The 16988-nt window shown below is 71.1% G+C and carries 16 protein-coding genes; 9 read left to right on the top strand and 7 right to left on the bottom strand.

Annotated elements, in window-relative coordinates; translation table 11 throughout:
* Window positions 1-40 precede the first annotated feature (40 nt).
* On the top strand, window positions 41-1171 hold the full coding sequence (locus tag AB0B45_RS28530) for a saccharopine dehydrogenase NADP-binding domain-containing protein (protein ID WP_358136815.1): 1131 nt from the start codon (window positions 41-43) through the stop codon (window positions 1169-1171).
* 67 nt (window positions 1172-1238) lie between these two features.
* Here AB0B45_RS28530 and AB0B45_RS28525 read toward each other — a convergent pair whose 3' ends face one another.
* From AB0B45_RS28525 to AB0B45_RS28510, 4 genes are all read right to left on the bottom strand, one after another.
* Window positions 1239-2279: a polysaccharide deacetylase family protein gene (locus AB0B45_RS28525; protein WP_358136483.1), complete on the bottom strand. Its 1041-nt coding sequence runs from the start codon at window positions 2277-2279 to the stop codon at window positions 1239-1241.
* Window positions 2280-2530: 251 nt separating this feature from the next.
* On the bottom strand, window positions 2531-3745 hold the full coding sequence (locus tag AB0B45_RS28520; protein WP_358136480.1) for an NADP-dependent isocitrate dehydrogenase: 1215 nt from the start codon (window positions 3743-3745) through the stop codon (window positions 2531-2533).
* 52 nt (window positions 3746-3797) lie between these two features.
* Complete coding sequence (locus AB0B45_RS28515; protein ID WP_358136477.1) at window positions 3798-4130, bottom strand: DUF3017 domain-containing protein; 333 nt, start codon at window positions 4128-4130, stop codon at window positions 3798-3800.
* Window positions 4131-4359: 229 nt separating this feature from the next.
* Complete coding sequence (locus tag AB0B45_RS28510; RefSeq protein ID WP_358136474.1) at window positions 4360-5481, bottom strand: citrate/2-methylcitrate synthase; 1122 nt, start codon at window positions 5479-5481, stop codon at window positions 4360-4362.
* 181 nt (window positions 5482-5662) lie between these two features.
* Between AB0B45_RS28510 and AB0B45_RS28505 the strand changes: the two genes are divergently transcribed.
* Window positions 5663-6304, top strand: a complete 642-nt coding sequence (locus AB0B45_RS28505; RefSeq protein WP_358136472.1) for an FHA domain-containing protein — start codon at window positions 5663-5665, stop codon at window positions 6302-6304.
* A 242-nt stretch (window positions 6305-6546) separates the two neighbouring features.
* On the opposite strand, the gene AB0B45_RS28500 is transcribed toward AB0B45_RS28505, so the two are convergent.
* Entirely contained in the window at window positions 6547-8070 is a 1524-nt protein-coding gene (locus AB0B45_RS28500) for a family 10 glycosylhydrolase (RefSeq protein WP_358136469.1), read from the bottom strand.
* 145 nt (window positions 8071-8215) lie between these two features.
* On the opposite strand from AB0B45_RS28500, the gene AB0B45_RS28495 reads away from it, so the two are divergent.
* The 3 genes from AB0B45_RS28495 to murQ all read left to right on the top strand — a co-directional run bounded on the left by AB0B45_RS28495 (window position 8216) and on the right by murQ (window position 11463).
* Window positions 8216-9619 carry a glycoside hydrolase family 3 protein gene (locus tag AB0B45_RS28495; RefSeq protein WP_358136467.1) on the top strand — a complete coding sequence of 468 codons (1404 nt, stop codon included), beginning with the start codon at window positions 8216-8218 and terminating at the stop codon, window positions 9617-9619.
* Complete coding sequence (locus AB0B45_RS28490; protein WP_358136465.1) at window positions 9604-10476, top strand: MurR/RpiR family transcriptional regulator; 873 nt, start codon at window positions 9604-9606, stop codon at window positions 10474-10476. The genes AB0B45_RS28495 and AB0B45_RS28490 overlap by 16 nt, the downstream gene beginning before the upstream one ends.
* Window positions 10477-10557: 81 nt before the next feature.
* On the top strand, window positions 10558-11463 hold the full coding sequence (gene murQ, locus AB0B45_RS28485; protein WP_358136463.1) for an N-acetylmuramic acid 6-phosphate etherase: 906 nt from the start codon (window positions 10558-10560) through the stop codon (window positions 11461-11463).
* A 32-nt stretch (window positions 11464-11495) separates the two neighbouring features.
* Here murQ and AB0B45_RS28480 read toward each other — a convergent pair whose 3' ends face one another.
* Window positions 11496-12347: a bifunctional methylenetetrahydrofolate dehydrogenase/methenyltetrahydrofolate cyclohydrolase gene (locus AB0B45_RS28480; RefSeq protein WP_358136461.1), complete on the bottom strand. Its 852-nt coding sequence runs from the start codon at window positions 12345-12347 to the stop codon at window positions 11496-11498.
* Window positions 12348-12458: 111 nt separating this feature from the next.
* On the opposite strand from AB0B45_RS28480, the gene AB0B45_RS28475 reads away from it, so the two are divergent.
* Genes AB0B45_RS28475 through AB0B45_RS28460 form a run of 4 tightly spaced genes read left to right on the top strand, consistent with a single transcriptional unit; the run spans window position 12459 to window position 15533 of the window.
* Window positions 12459-12848 carry a TIGR03618 family F420-dependent PPOX class oxidoreductase gene (locus AB0B45_RS28475; RefSeq protein WP_358136812.1) on the top strand — a complete coding sequence of 130 codons (390 nt, stop codon included), beginning with the start codon at window positions 12459-12461 and terminating at the stop codon, window positions 12846-12848.
* Window positions 12845-14050 carry a precorrin-6y C5,15-methyltransferase (decarboxylating) subunit CbiE gene (gene cbiE / locus AB0B45_RS28470; RefSeq protein ID WP_358136459.1) on the top strand — a complete coding sequence of 402 codons (1206 nt, stop codon included), beginning with the start codon at window positions 12845-12847 and terminating at the stop codon, window positions 14048-14050. Before AB0B45_RS28475 ends, cbiE begins: the two co-directional genes overlap by 4 nt.
* Window positions 14047-14793 carry a precorrin-4 C(11)-methyltransferase gene (gene cobM, locus AB0B45_RS28465; protein WP_358136456.1) on the top strand — a complete coding sequence of 249 codons (747 nt, stop codon included), beginning with the start codon at window positions 14047-14049 and terminating at the stop codon, window positions 14791-14793. The genes cbiE and cobM overlap by 4 nt, the downstream gene beginning before the upstream one ends.
* A gap of 23 nt (window positions 14794-14816) precedes the next feature.
* On the top strand, window positions 14817-15533 hold the full coding sequence (locus tag AB0B45_RS28460) for a cobalt-precorrin-6A reductase (RefSeq protein WP_358136809.1): 717 nt from the start codon (window positions 14817-14819) through the stop codon (window positions 15531-15533).
* Here the strand turns inward: AB0B45_RS28460 and AB0B45_RS28455 are convergent.
* A complete protein-coding gene (locus tag AB0B45_RS28455; protein WP_358136453.1) occupies window positions 15521-16984 on the bottom strand; it encodes a precorrin-2 C(20)-methyltransferase in 1464 nt (487 codons plus the stop codon). The two genes, AB0B45_RS28460 and AB0B45_RS28455, sit on opposite strands and share 13 nt — an antisense overlap.
* Window positions 16985-16988: the final 4 nt, after the last annotated feature.

Genomic DNA, 16988 nt, shown 5'->3' with positions numbered 1-16988 from the left:
CTTGTGCCGTCTCTCGCCAGCGCGTCCACAGAATGTCATTCTGGAGCGTATGTACGACATCGTGCTGCTCGGAGCGACCGGCTTCACCGGCGCCCTCACCGCGGAATACCTGTCCAGAGTCGCCCCTGCGGGATGCCGATGGGCGCTGGCGGGCCGCGATCGCGCCAAGCTCGAAGCGCTGGGCCTGGACGTCCCCCTCCTGCACGCCGACGTCACAGAACCCGCCTCCCTCGACGCCCTCGCGGGCCGGGCGCGCGTGGTCGCCACCACCGTCGGCCCCTATATCCGGTACGGCGAGCCGCTCGTCAAGGCGTGCGCCCAGGCAGGCACCCATTACGTGGACCTGACCGGCGAGCCCGAGTTCGTCGACAGGATGTTCGTCCGCTACGACGGCCTGGCCCGCGGCACCGGGGCCAAGATCGTGCACGCGTGCGGCTTCGACTCCATCCCCTACGACCTCGGCGTCCTGTACACGGTCGAGCTGCTGCCCTCGGACGTTCCGCTCAAGGTGAGCGGATTCCTGCGCGGCGACGGCAGACCGTCGGGCGGCACCCTGCAGTCGGCGGTGACGGCCATGTCGAGGGCGCGGCAGATGGCGGAGGCGGCCACGCAGCGCCGTTCCGCCGAGATCAGGCCGAAGGGCCGCAGAGTGAGCGCGCTGCCCGGCGGGCTGCGCTACGTCGGCGGCTGGGCGCTGCCCATGCCCACCATCGACCACCAGATCGTCGGCCGCTCCGCCCGCGCTCTCGACCGCTACGGCCCCGACTTCACCTACCGCCAGTACTTCGCCGTCAGGCGGCTGCCGTCCGCGCTGGCCGTGGCGGCGGGGGCGGGAGCGATGACGGTCGTCGCCCAGATCCCCGCGGGCCGCGACTGGCTGGTGAAGAGGATCGCCGCGGGTGACGGGCCCTCGGCGGAGCAGCGGGCGCGCAGCTGGTTCAGGCTCACCCTGCTCGGCGAGGGCGGCGGCGAGCGCGTCATCACCGAGGTCTCGGGCGGCGACCCCGGCTACTCCGAGACCGCGAAGATGCTGGCGGAGTCGGCGCTGTGCCTGGCCTTCGACGACGTGCCCGATGTGGCGGGCCAGCTCACCACGGCCGTCGCCATGGGCAGGCCGCTCATCGACCGCCTCCAGGCCGCGGGGATCCGCTTCGCCACCCGCGAGGGCTGAACCCCGGCCATGGACCACCGGGGTCGAGCGGTTGCCGCTCGACCCCCGTGGGGTTCGGCGCCGTCTCCTAGTACGGCAGCGCGCGCTGCGCGAAGGCCTTGCGCAGGAAGGGCGCCTTGAACTTCGGGTAGGCCACCGTCGTCGGGTCGCCGTCCGAGGTGTAGCGCTGGTCGGAGTTGGTCTTCAGCCAGTCGAACCACGCGGTCGAGCAGAACTGCGAGCAGTCGCCCTTCTTGTCCATGGCCCTGATGCGCGGGATGCCGAGCGGGTCGAAGTTCTTGCTGAACGGCGCGGGCGCGGGCGTGTACCCGGCCAGGAACACCCCGGCGTGCTTGTAGACGGTCGAGCCGCTCTTGCCGTTCGCCGCCCACTCCTTCTTGCGGGGCTGGTTCCCGTACGGCAGCGCCAGCGTGATCGGCGGCGCCCCTCCGAGGTCCGTGACCAGCCGCTGACCCGCCGCGATCTCGGCGGTCACCTCCTTCTGCGACTTGCCCAGGAGGTTGAGGTGGTCGCGGGTGTGGTTGCCGATGTCGAAGCCGTTCTGCTTCAGCCACAGCAGCATCTGCGACTGCTCCTCCGGCGTGGTCTTGCCGAACATGTCACGGGTCACGTAGAAGGTGGCGGCGGGGCGGAAACCGGGGTTCTTCCTGGCGACGTCCAGCAGGATCGCGACCGCGGTGTTGGGCTTCAGCTGGCCGAGCTCGTCCATCGAGAGCTGCGCGGGCGAGGAGTCGTCGAAGGTGAGGACGACGGCGTGCTTGCCCGCCGGGATGTCGATCTTGCCGGAGACGAACTCGGCGGCGCTGATCGGCACGTAGTCGTCCTTGACCATGCGCTCGAGGTCGGAGCGGAACTGCTGGGGCGTGCGGTCGTCCTGGGTGGCCGGCTTGTCGATCACCCGGTGAAACATGATCACTGGGATCTGGCCCAGCTCGTTGGCCTTGACCTTGACCGCGGCCGCCATCTTGGCGGCCTTGGCGGCCTGTGCCTGTCGTAGAACGGCGGCCTGGTCCAGCTGCGGCTTGGCGACGTTCGCCGCGGTGTTCGCGCCGCCACAGCCGGCGGACAACGCGCCTATCACTATCAGCCCTGCACCCAGCATCCGCATGGGAACCCCCCGGTAGATCGACTACAGGGGGCTCATACCCAACTACGGGACGTGAATGGACCGTGCGCTGGTATGGAATCAGCCAGAAGGCACGCGGCGGCGTGAACGGCGCCGATCCCCCGGTGGGCGCCACGGCGCGGGGGCGTGGCGGGCTTTCGGGGCTTGGGGATCTCTTTGCCGAAGCGGGTTCTACGTCAGGGGACGCGAAAGGGCCGCCCGGGGGCGGCCCTCGAACGGGAGGAAGAGGAGGGTCAGGCCATCTTCTTCTTCAGGTTCTCGTCCAGCGTCGCCAGGAAGTCCTGGGTGGTGAGCCACTTGGCGTCGCCGCCGACCAGCAGCGCGAGGTCCTTGGTCATCTGACCGCTCTCGACGGTCTCGACGCAGACCCGCTCGAGCTTCTCGGCGAACTCGATCACCGCGGGGGTGTTGTCGAGCTTGCCGCGGTGCTGCAGACCGCGCGTCCACGCGAAGATCGAGGCGATCGGGTTCGTGGAGGTCGGGTTGCCCTTCTGGTGCTCACGGTAGTGACGGGTCACCGTGCCGTGAGCGGCCTCGGCCTCGACGGTCTGGCCGTCGGGGGTCATGAGGACGGAGGTCATCAGGCCGAGCGAGCCGAAGCCCTGCGCGACGGTGTCGGACTGGACGTCGCCGTCGTAGTTCTTGGCCGCCCACACGTAGCCGCCCTCCCACTTCAGCGCCGCGGCGACCATGTCGTCGATGAGGCGGTGCTCGTAGGTGATGCCGGCCTTCTCGAAGTCCGCCTTGAACTCGGTCTCGAAGACCTCGGCGAAGATGTCCTTGAAGCGGCCGTCGTACGCCTTGAGGATCGTGTTCTTCGTCGAGAGGTAGACCGGGTAGTTGCGGGCCAGGCCGTAGCGCATGGAGGCGCGGGCGAAGTCGCGGATCGACTCGTCCAGGTTGTACATCGCCATCGCGACGCCGCCGCCGGGGAAGTCGTACACGTCCATCTCGACCGGCTCGGAGCCGTCCTTGGGGGTGTACGTCAGGGTCAGCGTGCCCGGGCCCGGGATCCTCAGGTCGGTGGCGCGGTACTGGTCGCCGAAGGCGTGACGGCCGACGACGATCGGCTTGGTCCAGCCGGGAACCAGGCGCGGCACGTTCGACATGATGATCGGCTCGCGGAAGATGACGCCGCCGAGGATGTTACGGATGGTCCCGTTCGGGGACCTCCACATCTTCTTGAGGCCGAACTCCTCCACCCGGGCCTCGTCAGGGGTGATGGTGGCGCACTTGACGCCCACGCCGTACTTCTTGATGGCGTTGGCGGCGTCGATGGTGACCTGGTCGTCGGTGGCGTCGCGGTGCTCGATGCCGAGGTCGAAGTACTTCAGGTCGACGTCGAGGTAGGGAAGGATCAGCTGGTCCTTGATGAACTGCCAGATGATCCGGGTCATCTCGTCGCCGTCAAGCTCGACGACGGGGCCCTCTACCTTGATCTTGGGCATGCGTATGGTTCCCCTTCGTGACAAATAATGATTGAGGTTATCGGAGGCGTGGTCATCGGCCGAAAAGGGCCAGGAGCTGCGCCTTCAGTGCGGGGTACTCCAGGAACAGCGCGGTGACCACCAGCGCGGCTCCGAGTACCGCCATCGTCCAGACGTCGATGCTCTTCGCTCGTACGGCAAGCGCCCCGCCGTACCCAGCGAATCGGACGGCGGCCCCGACCAGGAGAATCGCTCCCAGCGCGAACCCGCCCCATTCGGCGTCCACCAGGAAGAGCACGAGCACGCCGACAGCCGCACCCGCCAGAATCAGCGGGTACGGTCCCCATCCCTCATCGCTCGGGCGTCCGCTGACGCGGGCGCCCTCGCCCTCTTCTGCCTGGCTCATCCCTGGTGCCTGTGACTCCTCCGCTCCCCGAAGGAGAGCGGCTTCTCGCTTTCCCCAGCCGGGGTAGGCGACGGACAAGCCCTGCCCGTTTCGAACATGAGAACCATATCAAGGGAGGGATGCCCCTGCCGGGTGGACCCAGCAGTTCCCTCGCTCTCTCCAGGCGGGCCCATGGTCGCGTTCGCCTGGGCTTCCGTTGGCATTGGAGCCTCACTCTCTCCAGCCCGGCTCATCGCTCGTCGATGGGCTTCCATTTCTGGTCACGCTCGCCGATGTACTCACTGTCCGGCCTGATCAGCCTGTTGTCCGCGTGCTGCTCGATCACGTGCGCGGTCCATCCGGACATGCGGCTGATCGAGAAGACCGGCGTGAACAGGTCGGTCGGGATGCCAAGGTAGTGGTAGACGGTGGCGGCGTAGAAGTCGACGTTGGGATAGAGGCTCTTCGTCTCGAAGACGACCTCCTCCATCTCCTTGGACATCCGATAGTAGGTGTCGTCGCCCGAGGCCGTGGCCAGCTCTTCCGACATTCTGCGCAGGTGCGTGGCGCGCGGGTCCTCGGTCTTGTAGACGCGGTGGCCGAAGCCCATGATCTTCTCGCCCGCGGCCAGCTTGTCGCGCACCGACCGCGCCACCTGTGACGGGTCGAGCGACTCCAGCGTCTTCATGACCTGCTCGTTCGCGCCGCCGTGCAGCGGGCCCTTCAGCGTGCCGATGGCGGCGACGATGGCCGAGTGCATGTCGGACAGCGTCGCGGCGCACACGCGGGCGGCGAACGTCGAGGCGTTCATGGTGTGGTCGGCGTGCAGGACCAGGCAGGCATCGAAGATCTCGGCCTCGCGCTGCGTCGGCGTGCGCCCCGTGACCTGCAGGAGGAAGTTCCCCGCGATGCTGAGGGAGTCGTCGGCGTCGATCAGGGCCTTGCCGGTGCGAGCGGCGTGGTACCTGGCCACGAGCTGCGGCTGCTGAGCGGTCAGCCTCGCGGCCTTGCGCAGGTTGGCGTCGGGAGCGATGGAGTCCTTGTCGGGATCGTCGGCTCCGGAGAGGGAGACCAGCGAACGCAGCGCCTCCATCGGCTTCTGCTTCTCCGCGATCTCGGCGATGTTGGCCGAAACCAGCGCGCCCAGTTCGCGTCCCCTGACGAGTTCCTCGCCGTACTCGCCCAGTTCCTGGCGTGTGGGCAGCTTGCCGCGCTGCAGCAGGTGGGCGGTTTCTTCGAACGTCGCGCGGCCGGCCAGGTCATGGATGTCGTATCCACGGTAGAAGAGGCGACCGGCCTTCCCGTCGATGTCGCTCAGCGCTGTGGACGCGGCGACGACATCGGCCAGGCCTTTTGTGGGCTTGTCCGCCATGTGTGTTTCCTCCGCTTATCTTCGTCCGAAGTCTACCCGTGAGCAGGTAAAACCGGCCGCAGAGGTCCAGACCAATTTCACGCCGGATTCTCCTTATGGCAAAGGCGATTCCCCATCCCTTCGTTTGGGTAAGCCGGAGCTGTAGTAACAGTAACGGCGGGCTACCTGGGGAGGAACTGCCGTGGAGGGGCCCTTCATACGCATCGAGGACACCGGCGAGGTGGTCCCGTTGCGTCCCGAGATCACGACTGTGGGAAGGGGCCGTGGTGTCGACATCCGGCTGACCGACCCGAGCGTGTCTCGGCTCCACGCTGAGTTCGTACGGCGCGGACCGTACCTGTATGTCGTTGACCTGGGCCTGTCCCGCAACGGCACGCGGGTGAACGGGAGGCCGATCGCCCGGAGGGTCCTTGACGACGGCGACGTCGTCTCCTTCGGGGCGGCGCGCGGGCGCGTCGGCGGCGTGCCGCGCGAGGACTTCACGCCGGAGGTCGAGCTGCGCAGGGCCGCCGCGCCCGAGCTGACCAGGCGCGAGGTCGACGTGCTCACGTCGCTGTGCAGGCCCGCGCTGTCGGACGAGGCGTTCGTCGCCCCCGCGACGGCACGCGAGATCGCCGATGACCTGGTGGTGACCGAGGCGGCGGTGAAACAGCACCTGCTCAGGCTCTACCAGAAGTTCAGGATCCCCGAGGGGACCAACAGGCGCACCAGGCTGGCCAACGAGGTGGTCGCGCTCGGCCTGGTCAGGCCGACTCCGGTGGTGCCCCCACAGCGCTCTGGAACGTCCCAGGAAAGCCAGCCGGCGGGTCGCCGCGCCAGCTGATCCGCAGGGCGACCGGTGCTTCGGCGAGGGGTTCCGGCAGCCTGAGCGGTGCGGGTCGCGCGGGCCGCCGCCGGAGGGATCACGGTGTCGAGCGCGCGGACCCTCGCCCGTCGTGACGGGCGAGGGTAGTTCGGCGGACGGGCCGCTCGCCGGTGTGGATGATCACACCGGCGAGGGCGCCGTGCTCCGTCGCCCGGCCGGCGACGCCTCGATGCCGTCGTCGCCGGACGTCGGGCCGATCCCTACCAGACCCTGCGACCGTGGCTCGGCCTGCTCGTCCTGCTGACCCTGTCCACGGCCATGACGTAGTAGTGGTCGCCCTTCTTGCCCTCGGCGTCCACCCAGCGGACGAGCCTGTCGCCGGGGATGACCGCCACCAGGTTGCGGGCGTCGTCGAACTGGTCGATCTCGTCGGCCGACCTGAAGATCGCGAACTGGAACGGCTCGTGCCTGCCCGTCGCGATCACGTTCAGCTCGACGCCCCCGCTGACCCTGCGCGCGTAGGCGAGGACGGGCCGCTTGGGCTTCTCGCCGTCGGCGAGCCTGGGCAGCAGGGGCGGGAGCGCGGGCCGCTGGTAGTGGTCCTTCACCGCGGTGCTGATCGAGCCGATCCTGTCGACGCGCACGTCGTTGGCGTTGTACCAGATGTCGCCGCCGATCTGCGGGTGCGCCCTGTTCAGCGTCAGGTGCCTGGCCAGCTCGGCGGGGTCCTGCCACTGCGGGACCTGCGCGGGGTCGCCCGCCTTGTAGGCGGCCTGGCCGATCCACAGCATCGTGCCGGTGCCGTCGGCCACGTCGGACCACCAGGGCACGAGCTTGCTGTAGTCGGCGGGCGGCTGGCCGATGTACCAGTAGAGCTGGGGCGCGATGTAGTCGAGCCACCCCTTCTTGACCCAGCCGCGGGTGTCGGCGTGCAGGCTGTCGTAGGACTGGCCGCCGTTGGTGTCGGAGCCGAGCGGGTCGGTGCCCTTGTTGCGCCAGATGCCCGAGGGGCTGATGCCCCACGCGACCTCCGGCTTGACCTCGCGGACCCGCTGCTGCATCTCCGAGACCATCAGGTCCACGTTGTGGCGCCGCCACGCGGCCAGGTCGGGGAAGCCCGCGCCGTACTTGGCGAAGGTTGCGGCGTCGTCGAAGGCCGTGGTGTTGGTCGGGTAGAAGTAGTCGTCGAAGTGCAGGCCGTCGATGTCGTAGCGGGTCAGCGCGTCGAGCATCGCGTCCTGGCAGAACTTGCGCACCTCGGGGAGGCCCGGGTTGTAGTAGAGCTTCCCGCCGAACGGGAGGATCCAGTCGGGGTGGACGCGCCCGGGGTGCGAGGGGTGCAGCTTGGCGGGGTCGGCCTGCATCGAGACGCGGTAGGGGTTGAACCACGCGTGGAAGGTGAGGCCGCGCTTGTGGGTCTCCTCGACGGCGAAGCCCAGCGGGTCGTAGCCGGGATCCTGCCCCTGGACGCCGGTCAGCCATTGCGACCACGGCTCGAACGTCGATGGCCAGAAGGCGTCGGCCGTGGGCCTGATCTGCACGAACACCGAGTTGAGCTTGCGCTGGACCGCCAGGTCGAGCCAGGCGATGAACTCCGCCTTCTGCTGGTCCGCGGTCAGCCCCGGCTTCGACGGCCAGTTGATGTTGACGACGGAAGCGATCCACATGCCGCGCATCTGGCGCAGCGGCGGCACGTAGTCGGGCTCGGCGAAGGCGGGGAGCGGCACGACGGAGGCGGCCGCGGCGAGGGCCAGACCCTTCAGAACGGTCCTTCTTGTGGGCATGGGGGGTGCCTCTCGGGGGAGGTGGTTGTGTTCGAGGGTGACGATGGCAGAAAATTACCTTCAGATCAACAATTGTGAAGGAAAATGCCGCCTTGGCCGATTGGCGACCCAGCCGCTCGGTCATGAGGCCGACCGAGGAGGTCTCGTGACCGCTGACCTGCACAGACTCGCCCTGACCGTCCTCCAACCCGGGTTCGAGGGCGGCACCGCCCCCGACTGGCTGAGGAAGGCGCTGGGCGAAGGGCTGGGCGGCGCCGTGCTCTTCGCGCGCAACGTCTCGGCCGGTACGGCAGCGCTGGTCGCCTCGCTGCGCGCGGAGAACCCCGGCGCCGTGGTCGCCATCGACGAGGAGGGCGGCGTCGTCACCCGGCTGGAGGCCCGCGAAGGCAGCTCCTTCCCTGGCAACAGGGCGCTCGGCGTGGTCGACGACGTGGCGCTGACCGAGCGGGTGGGCCGCCAGATCGGGCGAATGCTCGCCGAGCTGGACATCACGCTTGACTACGCCCCTTCCGTGGACGTCAACGCCAACCCGGCCAACCCGGTGATCGGCGTCCGCTCCTTCGGGCCGACCGCCGACCTCGTCGCGCGCCACTCCGTCGCCTACATCCAGGGCGTGCAGGGAGCGGGCGTGGCCGCGTGCGCCAAGCACTTCCCCGGACACGGCGACACCGTCACCGACTCGCACCTGGCGCTGCCGACCGTGCACGCCTCCCTCGCCGAGCTGCGCGATCGCGACCTGCCGCCGTTCGAGGCGGCCATCAAGGCGGGCGTGCGGTCCGTCATGTGCGGGCACCTGCTGATCCCCTCGCTCGACCCGTCGACGCCCGCGACGCTGAGCCGTACGATCCTGACCGGGCTGCTGCGGGAGGAGCTCGGCTTCGACGGGATGCTGGTCACCGATGCGATCGAGATGAAGGCGGTCGCGGCGATCTACTCGCCGGGTGAGATCGCCGTGCGGGCGCTCACCGCGGGCGTGGACGCGATCTGCGCGGGCCTGGTCACCGCCGAGGGCCTCTACGAGATCCGCGACGCGATCGTGGCCGCCGTCCTGGACGGGACGCTGCGAGAGGAGCGCCTGGCCGAGGCGGCGGGGCGGGTTCATGCCCTCTCCGAGTGGTACGGCAGGCAACCGCGCGACGCCGAACCCGACGACGAGGCCGGGATGGAGGCGGCCGTCAGGGCGCTCACCATCACGGGCTCCGCCCGGCTGACCACCGCCCCGCTCGTCGTCGAGGTGAACACCCGGCACAACCAGGCGATCGACCCGAACACCCCGACCGGCCTGGCCGCCGCGCTCGGCGAGATTCTGCCGGGGACGGAGCGGACCTCCACCCCCGAGTTCGACGAGCGGCCCGTGGTGCTGGTCGTCCACGACACTGCCCGTCACCCATGGGTGCGGGAGACGGTGGCGGAGGCCGTACGGCGGCGCCCCGATGTGATCGTCGTCGAGACGGGCATCCCAGGCGAGCCCGCGGGCGCGGCCCACATCGCCACGCACGGCATCTCCAAGGTCTCGGCGAAGGCGGTGGCACGGTGGCTGACCAGATGAACGAGCCGGTCAACCCGGTCTCGGCGGTGCGGGCGGTGCTGCCCTCCCTCACCCCCGCGGCGCAGGCGATCGCCAGGATCATCCTGGAGGACCCGGGCGTGGTCGTGCGCAGCACGATCACCGAGTTCAGCGCCGTGTCGGGCACGAGCGAGGCGACCATCGTGCGGACCGCCCGCGCCCTGGGCTACTCCGGCTACTCCCAGCTCCGCTTCGCGCTGGCGGGCGCCGTCGCGAGGGAGACGCCCGAACGGCTGGTGCCCGGCGACCTCGGCCCCGACGACCCGCTCACCGACGTGATCGCCAAGGTGACGCGGGCTGAGGTGGACGCGCTGTCGGACACCGCGGAACAGCTCGTGCCCGACCAGCTGGGCGAGGTGGTGGCGGCCATCGCCGCCGCGCGCAGGATCAACGTCTACGGCGTAGGCGCGTCGGGACTCGTGGCGGCCGACCTCGCGCACAAGCTGATGCGCATCGGCCTGTCCAGCCATCCCTTCAACGACGCGCACCTCGCGCTGACCAGCGCCGCGCTGCTGCGCGAGGGCGACGTCGTGGTGGCGGTGAGCTGCTCGGGCGAGACGACCGACGTGATCGAGCCCACCAGGACGGCGAAGGAGGCGGGCGCGCTCGCCATCGCCATCACCAACAACCCGCGCTCGTCGCTGGCCCAGACGGTCGACCACGTGCTGGTGTCGGCGGGACGGGAGACGGCGTTCCGGCCGGGGGCGCTGGCCAGCAGGATCAGCCAGCTTCTGATCGTCGACTGCATCTTCGTCGGGCTGGCGCAGCGCACGTTCGACAGCTCGGAGACGGCGCTGCGCGCGACCAGGGAGGCGCTCGAGGTCTTCAGGACCCGATAACGGACCGCCGAAGGCCCCTATGAAGGAAACTTTCACCTATAGTCGGGTGTGGCTAGCTTTTCTCCATCCTGCGGGGGGACCATGACGCGCGGCATCTCGGATCTCGTCACCGAGCAGCGGCTGCCCGGGCTCGACGACCTCGACGCGCTCCCCACGATCGACCTGGTCAAACGCATGAGCGAGCAGGACGCCCTCGTGCCCGCCGCGGTGGCGGGGCAGTCCGAGCGGATCGCCGCCGCCGTCGACGCCGTCTCCGCGCGCCTGCGGCGGGGCGGCAGGCTGATCTACCTCGGAGCCGGTACGGCGGGCCGCATCGGCATGCTCGACGCCAGCGAGTGCGGCCCCACCTTCGGCACCACGCCTTCGGAGGTGTTCGCGCTCATCGCGGGCGGCCCCTCGGCCTTCGCGGTCGCCGTCGAGGGCGCGGAGGACTCGGCAGCGCTGGCCGTCGCCGACCTGACAGAGGTGGAGGTGTCGGCCGCCGACGCGGTGGTGGGCATCTCGGCCAGCGGGCGGACACCGTACGCGGTGGGAGGTGTACGGCACGCCCGCGCCGCCGGTGCGCTGACCGTCGGAGTCGCGTGCAACGCGGGCTCGGCGCTCGGCGCGGCGGCGGAGATCGCCATCGAGGTGGTGGTGGGCCCCGAGTTCCTGACGGGGTCCACCAGGCTGAAGGCGGGGACGGCGCAGAAGCTGGTCTGCAACATGATCTCGACGCTGACGATGGTGCGGCTCGGCCGCACGCACGGGAACCTGATGTCGCACCTGGTGGCCTCGAACGAGAAGCTGTGGGCACGCGCTCAGGACATGGTGTCGTCCATCACCGGACTGCCGGACTCGGAGGTCGGGCCCGCGCTCCGCGCGGCGGACGGGTCGGTGCCCGCCGCCGTCATCATGCTCCTCACCGGCGCCGACCCCACCGAGGCCCGCGCCGCCCTCGACCGCACCTTTGGCAACCTCCGCGAGGCCCTCCGCTCCCTCAGCTGACCCGCTCCCGGAGCGGCCACCTCGGAAGGACCTCAGCGAAGCGCGTGCTCGGCCGCCTCCACCACGTTGGACAGCAGCAGCGCCCGCGTCATCGGCCCCACGCCACCCGGGTTCGGCGTGAGGAACCCGGCCACCTCGGCCACGTCCGCCGCCACGTCACCCGCGATCTTCCCGTCCACCCGCGACACGCCCACGTCGAGCACCGCCGCGCCGGGCTTCACCATGTCCGCCGTGATGAGCCCCGGCACGCCTGCGGCCGCCACCACGACGTCCGCGCGCCGCACGTGCGCGGCCAGGTCGGCGGTCCCGGTGTGGCAGAGCGTCACGGTCGCGTTCTCGGTGCGCCTGGTCAGCAGCAGCCCGAGCGAGCGCCCCACCGTGATCCCGCGACCGACCACCACGACGTCGGCGCCCTTCAGCGGCACGCCGTACTCCTGCAGCAGCAGCACGATGCCGTGCGGCGTGCAGGGCAGGGGCGCGTCGACCATGTGCACGAGGCGGCCGAGGTTGACGGGGTGGAGCCCGTCGGCGTCCTTGGCGGGGTCCATGCGCTCCAGCAGCGCCATGGTGTCCAGGTGCTTGGGCAGCGGGAGCTGGACGATGTAACCGGTGCAGGACGGCGAGGCGTTGAGCTCGTCGATGGCGGCCTCGACGTCGGCCTGGGTGGCGGTCTCCGGCAGGTCGACGCGGATGGAGGCGATGCCGACCTCCGCGCAGTCGCGGTGCTTGCCCGCGACGTAGATCTGGCTGCCGGGGTCGTCGCCGACCAGCACGGTGCCGAGCCCGGGGACGACGCCCCGTGCCTTGAGCGCGGTCACCCGCGCGGTGAGGTCCGCCTTGATCTTGGCCGCGGTCGCCTTGCCGTCGAGTTTCACAGCGCTCATGCCCACATCCTTGCAGAGCCTCCTCCGCTGTCCGCAAGCCCCGCCCCGATGACCCGGGCAAACGGCCTCGCTACGCTGACCGTGCACGAGAACCAGACGGAAGGGGCGAAGGTGGATCTGGCCGCGCGGGGAGCGGAGTTCGCCGAGTTCTGGCGGGAGCGGCACCTGTGCACGCTGACCACGGTCAGACCGGACGGCACGCCGCACGTGGTGCCGGTGGGCGCGACGCTCGACCTGGAGACCGGGATCGCCAGGGTCATCACCTCGGGCGCCTCGCACAAGGCGCGCACGCTCGCGGGGAGCGACGGCGCGCGAGTGGCGTTGTGCCAGGTCGACGGCCGCCGCTGGTCCACGCTCGAGGGCACGGCCGTGGTGCGCACCGAGCCCGAGCAGGTCGCCGACGCCGAGGCCCGCTACACCGCCCGCTACAAGCCGCCGCGGCCGAACCCCGCCAGGGTCGTCATCGAGATCAGCGTCACCAGAGCCATGGGCACAGTGTGATCACCGTCGTCGGCATCGGGGCCGACGGCTGGGACGGCCTGACGTCCCAGGCGCGGCAGGCCGTGCAGGACGCGGAGGTGCTGCTGGGCTCGGCCCGCCAGCTCGACCTGGTCCTTGAGACCGGAGCGCGCAAGGTGCGCTGGCCCTCGCCGCTGCTGCCCGCGCTGCCCGGGCTGCTGGCAGAGTTCGGTGATGCCGCGCTGTGCGTGCTGGCCAGCGGCGACCCGATGTTCTTCGGGATCGGCTCGACGCTGGCCAGGCTCGCGGGTCCGGAGAACCTGCGCGTGCTGCCTCATCCGTCCAGCCTGTCGCTGGCGTGCGCGCGCCTCGGCTGGCCGGTCGAGGAGACGGCGGTGATCAGCCTGGTGGGCAGGCCCCTCGACGCGCTGCGGCGTGCCGTACTGCCGGGGCGTCGGTTGCTGGTGCTGGCGGCCGACGCGAGCGGGCCCGCCCGCGTGGCGGGACTGCTGAAGGAGCACGGCTACGGCGCGAGCGTCCTGCACGTCCTGTCGGACCTCGGTTCGGCGGCCGAGTCGCACCTCACGGGAACGGCCGTCACCTGGCGGCAGGAGGGCTCAAGCCTGAACGTGGTCGCGGTCGAGTGCGTGGCCGACGAGGGGACGGTGCCGCGCCCGCTGGTGCCGGGGCTGCCCGACGACGCGTTCGAGCACGACGGCCAGCTCACCAAGCGCGAGGTGCGCGCGGTCAGCGTCGCCCGCCTCGCCCCGCTGCCCGGCGAGCTGCTGTGGGACGTCGGCGCGGGCGCGGGCAGCATCGCGATCGAGTGGATGCGCGCCCACGCCACGTGCGCGGCGATCGCCGTCGAGAGCGACCCCGAGCGGGCGGCCAGGATCGGGCGGAACGCGGCCGCGCTGGGCGTGCCAGCGCTGAAGGTCGTCACGGGGCGGGCGCCCGAGGCGCTGGAGGGGCTGCCGGCCCCCGACGCGGTGTTCGTCGGCGGAGGGGCCACCGTACCCGGCCTGCTGGAGGCCTGCTGGCGAGCCCTGCCGCCCGGCGGCAGATTGGTGGCCAACGCGGTCACGCTGGAGTCGGAGTCCGTCCTGACCACCTGGTACGGCAGGCACGGCGGCGACCTGGTCCGCCTCTCGGTCAGCAGAGCCTCCCCCGTGGGCGGCTTCACCGGCTGGCGGACCATGATGCCGGTGACCATCTGGACAGCGACCAAGGAGACCGGCACGTGACCGTCCACTTCATCGGCGCGGGGCCCGGCGCGGCCGACCTCGTCACGCTGCGCGGGCTGCGCCTGATCGAGAGCTCGCCCGTATGCCTGTACGCGGGCTCGCTCGTGCCGGAGGAGCTGCTGGAGTCGTGCCCGCCGGGCGCCCGGCTGGTCGACACCGCGAACCTCACCCTCGACGAGATCGTCGCCGAGCTGGCCGACGCCCACGCCAAGGGGCTCGACGTGGCCAGGCTGCACTCGGGCGACCCTTCGGTGTTCAGCGCGATGGCCGAGCAGATGCGGCGGCTCGACGCGATCGGCGTGCCGTACCAGGTGGTGCCGGGGGTGCCCGCGTTCGCGGCGGCGGCCGCGTCGCTCGGCAGGGAGCTGACCGTGCCAGGCGTCGGCCAGACGATCATCCTGACCAGGACCTCTGCGCGGGCGACGCCGATGCCCGAGGGCGAGGACCTCGCCACGCTGTCGGCCAGCAGGGCCACGATGGTGCTGCACCTGGCCGTGCAGCGGATCGCGGAGGTCGCGGCCGAGCTGGTCCCCGCCTACGGGGCCGACTGTCCCGTGGCGGTCGTCGCCAGGGCCAGCCGTGACGACGAACTGGTCATCAAGGGGACGCTGGCCGACATCGCCGATCAGGTGAAGGCGGCGGGTGTGGTCAGGACCGCGGTGATCGTGGTGGGCAGGGTGTTGGCGGCCACGCAGTTCCCCGACAGCCACCTGTACTCCGCCGAACGCTGCCGCCGGCCGTGACACCCCACGACCGCAGGCGACGGATCTTGATCTTGGGTGGCACGGCCGAGGCGCGGGCGCTGGCGGCGGCCCTCGAAGGCGCCGTCCACGTGGTGTCGTCGCTGGCGGGACGGGTGCGCGAGCCCAGGCTGCCGGTGGGCGACGTGCACGTCGGCGGGTTCGGCGGCCCCGAGGGGCTGGCCGCCTGGGTGTCCGCCAACGGCATCGACGCCGTGGTGGACGCCACGCACCCGTTCGCGCGGCGGATGACGGCCTCGGCCGTCGAGGCGTGCCGTACCGCGGGAGTGCCGTTGCTGGTGCTGCGGCGGCCCGGCTGGCCGCCGCGGCAGGGCTGGGTGCTGGTCGACTCGCTGGAGGAGGCGGCGCGGGTGCTGCCCTCGCTCGGCCGCCGCGTGTTCCTGACGACCGGGCGCAGAAGCCTGCCGGTGTTCGCGGGCCTGACCGGCCTGTGGTTCCTGGCCAGGTCGGTCGACCCGCCCGCGCCGCCGGTCCCCGCCAACGTCCACGTGGTGCTGGCGCGCGGGCCGTACACCGTCGAGGGCGAGCGGGCGCTGATCCGCGAGCACCGCCTCGACGTGCTGGTCACCAAGGACAGCGGCGGCGAGATGACCACCGCGAAGCTCGCGGCGGCCGACGAGCTCGGGCTGCCCGTGCTGGTCGTGCGACGGCCGCCGTTGCCCGAGGGGGCGGTGCTGGTGGACAGCGTCGCGGCGGCCGTGGCGTGGGTTCAGGCGGGGTAGCGCCTCGGGGTGTAGACGACGCCTTCCCCTGTGACCCGCGTGGTGGAGGAGCCGATGATCAGCAGGCAGCGCATGTCCACCCGCTCGGGGTCGAGCTCGCCGAGCGTGGTGACGGTGATCGTCTCCTGCGGTCCGCCCACGTCGCGCCCGATCACCACGGGGGTGGCCGGTTCACGGTGCTCCAAGAGCAGGTCGCGGGCCGCGCCCACCTGCCAGGTACGGCTGCGCGAGGCGGGGTTGTAGATCGCCAGCACCAGGTCGGCCACGGCGGCGGCCCGCAGCCGCCCGGCGACGATCTCCCACGGCTTGAGCAGGTCGGACAGGGAGATCACGCAGTAGTCGTGCCCGAGCGGCGCCCCCGCCCTGCTCGCCACGGCGTGCGCGGCCGTCAGACCAGGCACGATCCGCACGGGAACGTCGGGGAAGTCCTCGGCCGCCTCCAGCACCGCGCTGGCCATCGCGAACACGCCGGGATCGCCTGAGGAGACGACCGCCACCCTGCGGCCCTCACGGGCCAGTTCCAGCGCGTGCGCGGCGCGCTCGGCCTCGACCCTGTTGTCGGTGCGGTGCCTGATCTGGCCCGCCCGCTGCGGCACCCTGTCGACGTAGGGGCCGTAACCGACCAGGTCGGTCGCCTCGGCCAGCACGTGCCGCGCCTCGGGGGTGAGCCACTGCGAACCCGCGGGCCCGAGACCGACGACCGCCACCCCTGGCTCCAGGTGGTCGTCGTCGCGTCCGCCGCCGCTGGGCAGCAGCGCCAGCGAGAAGTACGGCACGCCGGCCGGGTCCACGTCCTTCAGCGGCTCGATCCGCTGGTTCGCCGTGGTCGCCCGCTCGACGTACCACGCCTCGTCGAGGCGGCCCGCCTCGGCCAGCGCGTCGCGGACCTTCTCGAAGGTCCTGCCGAGCTTGAGCACGGCCACCGAGTCCGCGTTCCTCAGCTTCTCGGTGATGACGTCGGCGGGGAGCGTGCCGGGCAGCACGGTCAGCGTCTCCTCGTGCTCCACCAGCGGACGCCCGAGCACGGCCGCGGCGCCCGCCACCGAGGTGACGCCCGGCACCACCTCGGTCTCGTAGCGGTGGGCGAGCCGCTTGTGCATGTGCATGTAGGAGCCGTAGAAGAGCGGGTCGCCCTCGCACAGCACCACCACGTCCCTGCCCTCGTCCAGATGGGCCGCCAGACGTCGCGCGCACTCGGCGTAGAAGTCGTCGAGCGCGCCCTGGTAGCCGCCGGGATGGTCGGTGGTCTCCGTGGTCAGCGGGTACTTCAGCAGCTCCTCGACCTGCCCCTCCCGCATGTACGGCAGCGCGATCGAGCGCGCGATGCTCCTGCCGTGCCTGGCGCTGTGGTAGGCGATCACGCCCGCCTCGCCGATCAGCCTGGCCGCCTTGACCGTCACCAGCTCGGGGTCCCCAGGCCCCAGCCCCACCCCGAACAGCCGTCCCGCCACGCCG

This window comes from Nonomuraea sp. NPDC049152, from assembly GCF_040648355.1.
GTDB lineage: Bacteria > Actinomycetota > Actinomycetes > Streptosporangiales > Streptosporangiaceae > Nonomuraea.
The sequence above is the reverse complement of the archived record's forward strand: the minus strand, read 5'-3'. Positions and strand labels throughout refer to the sequence as shown.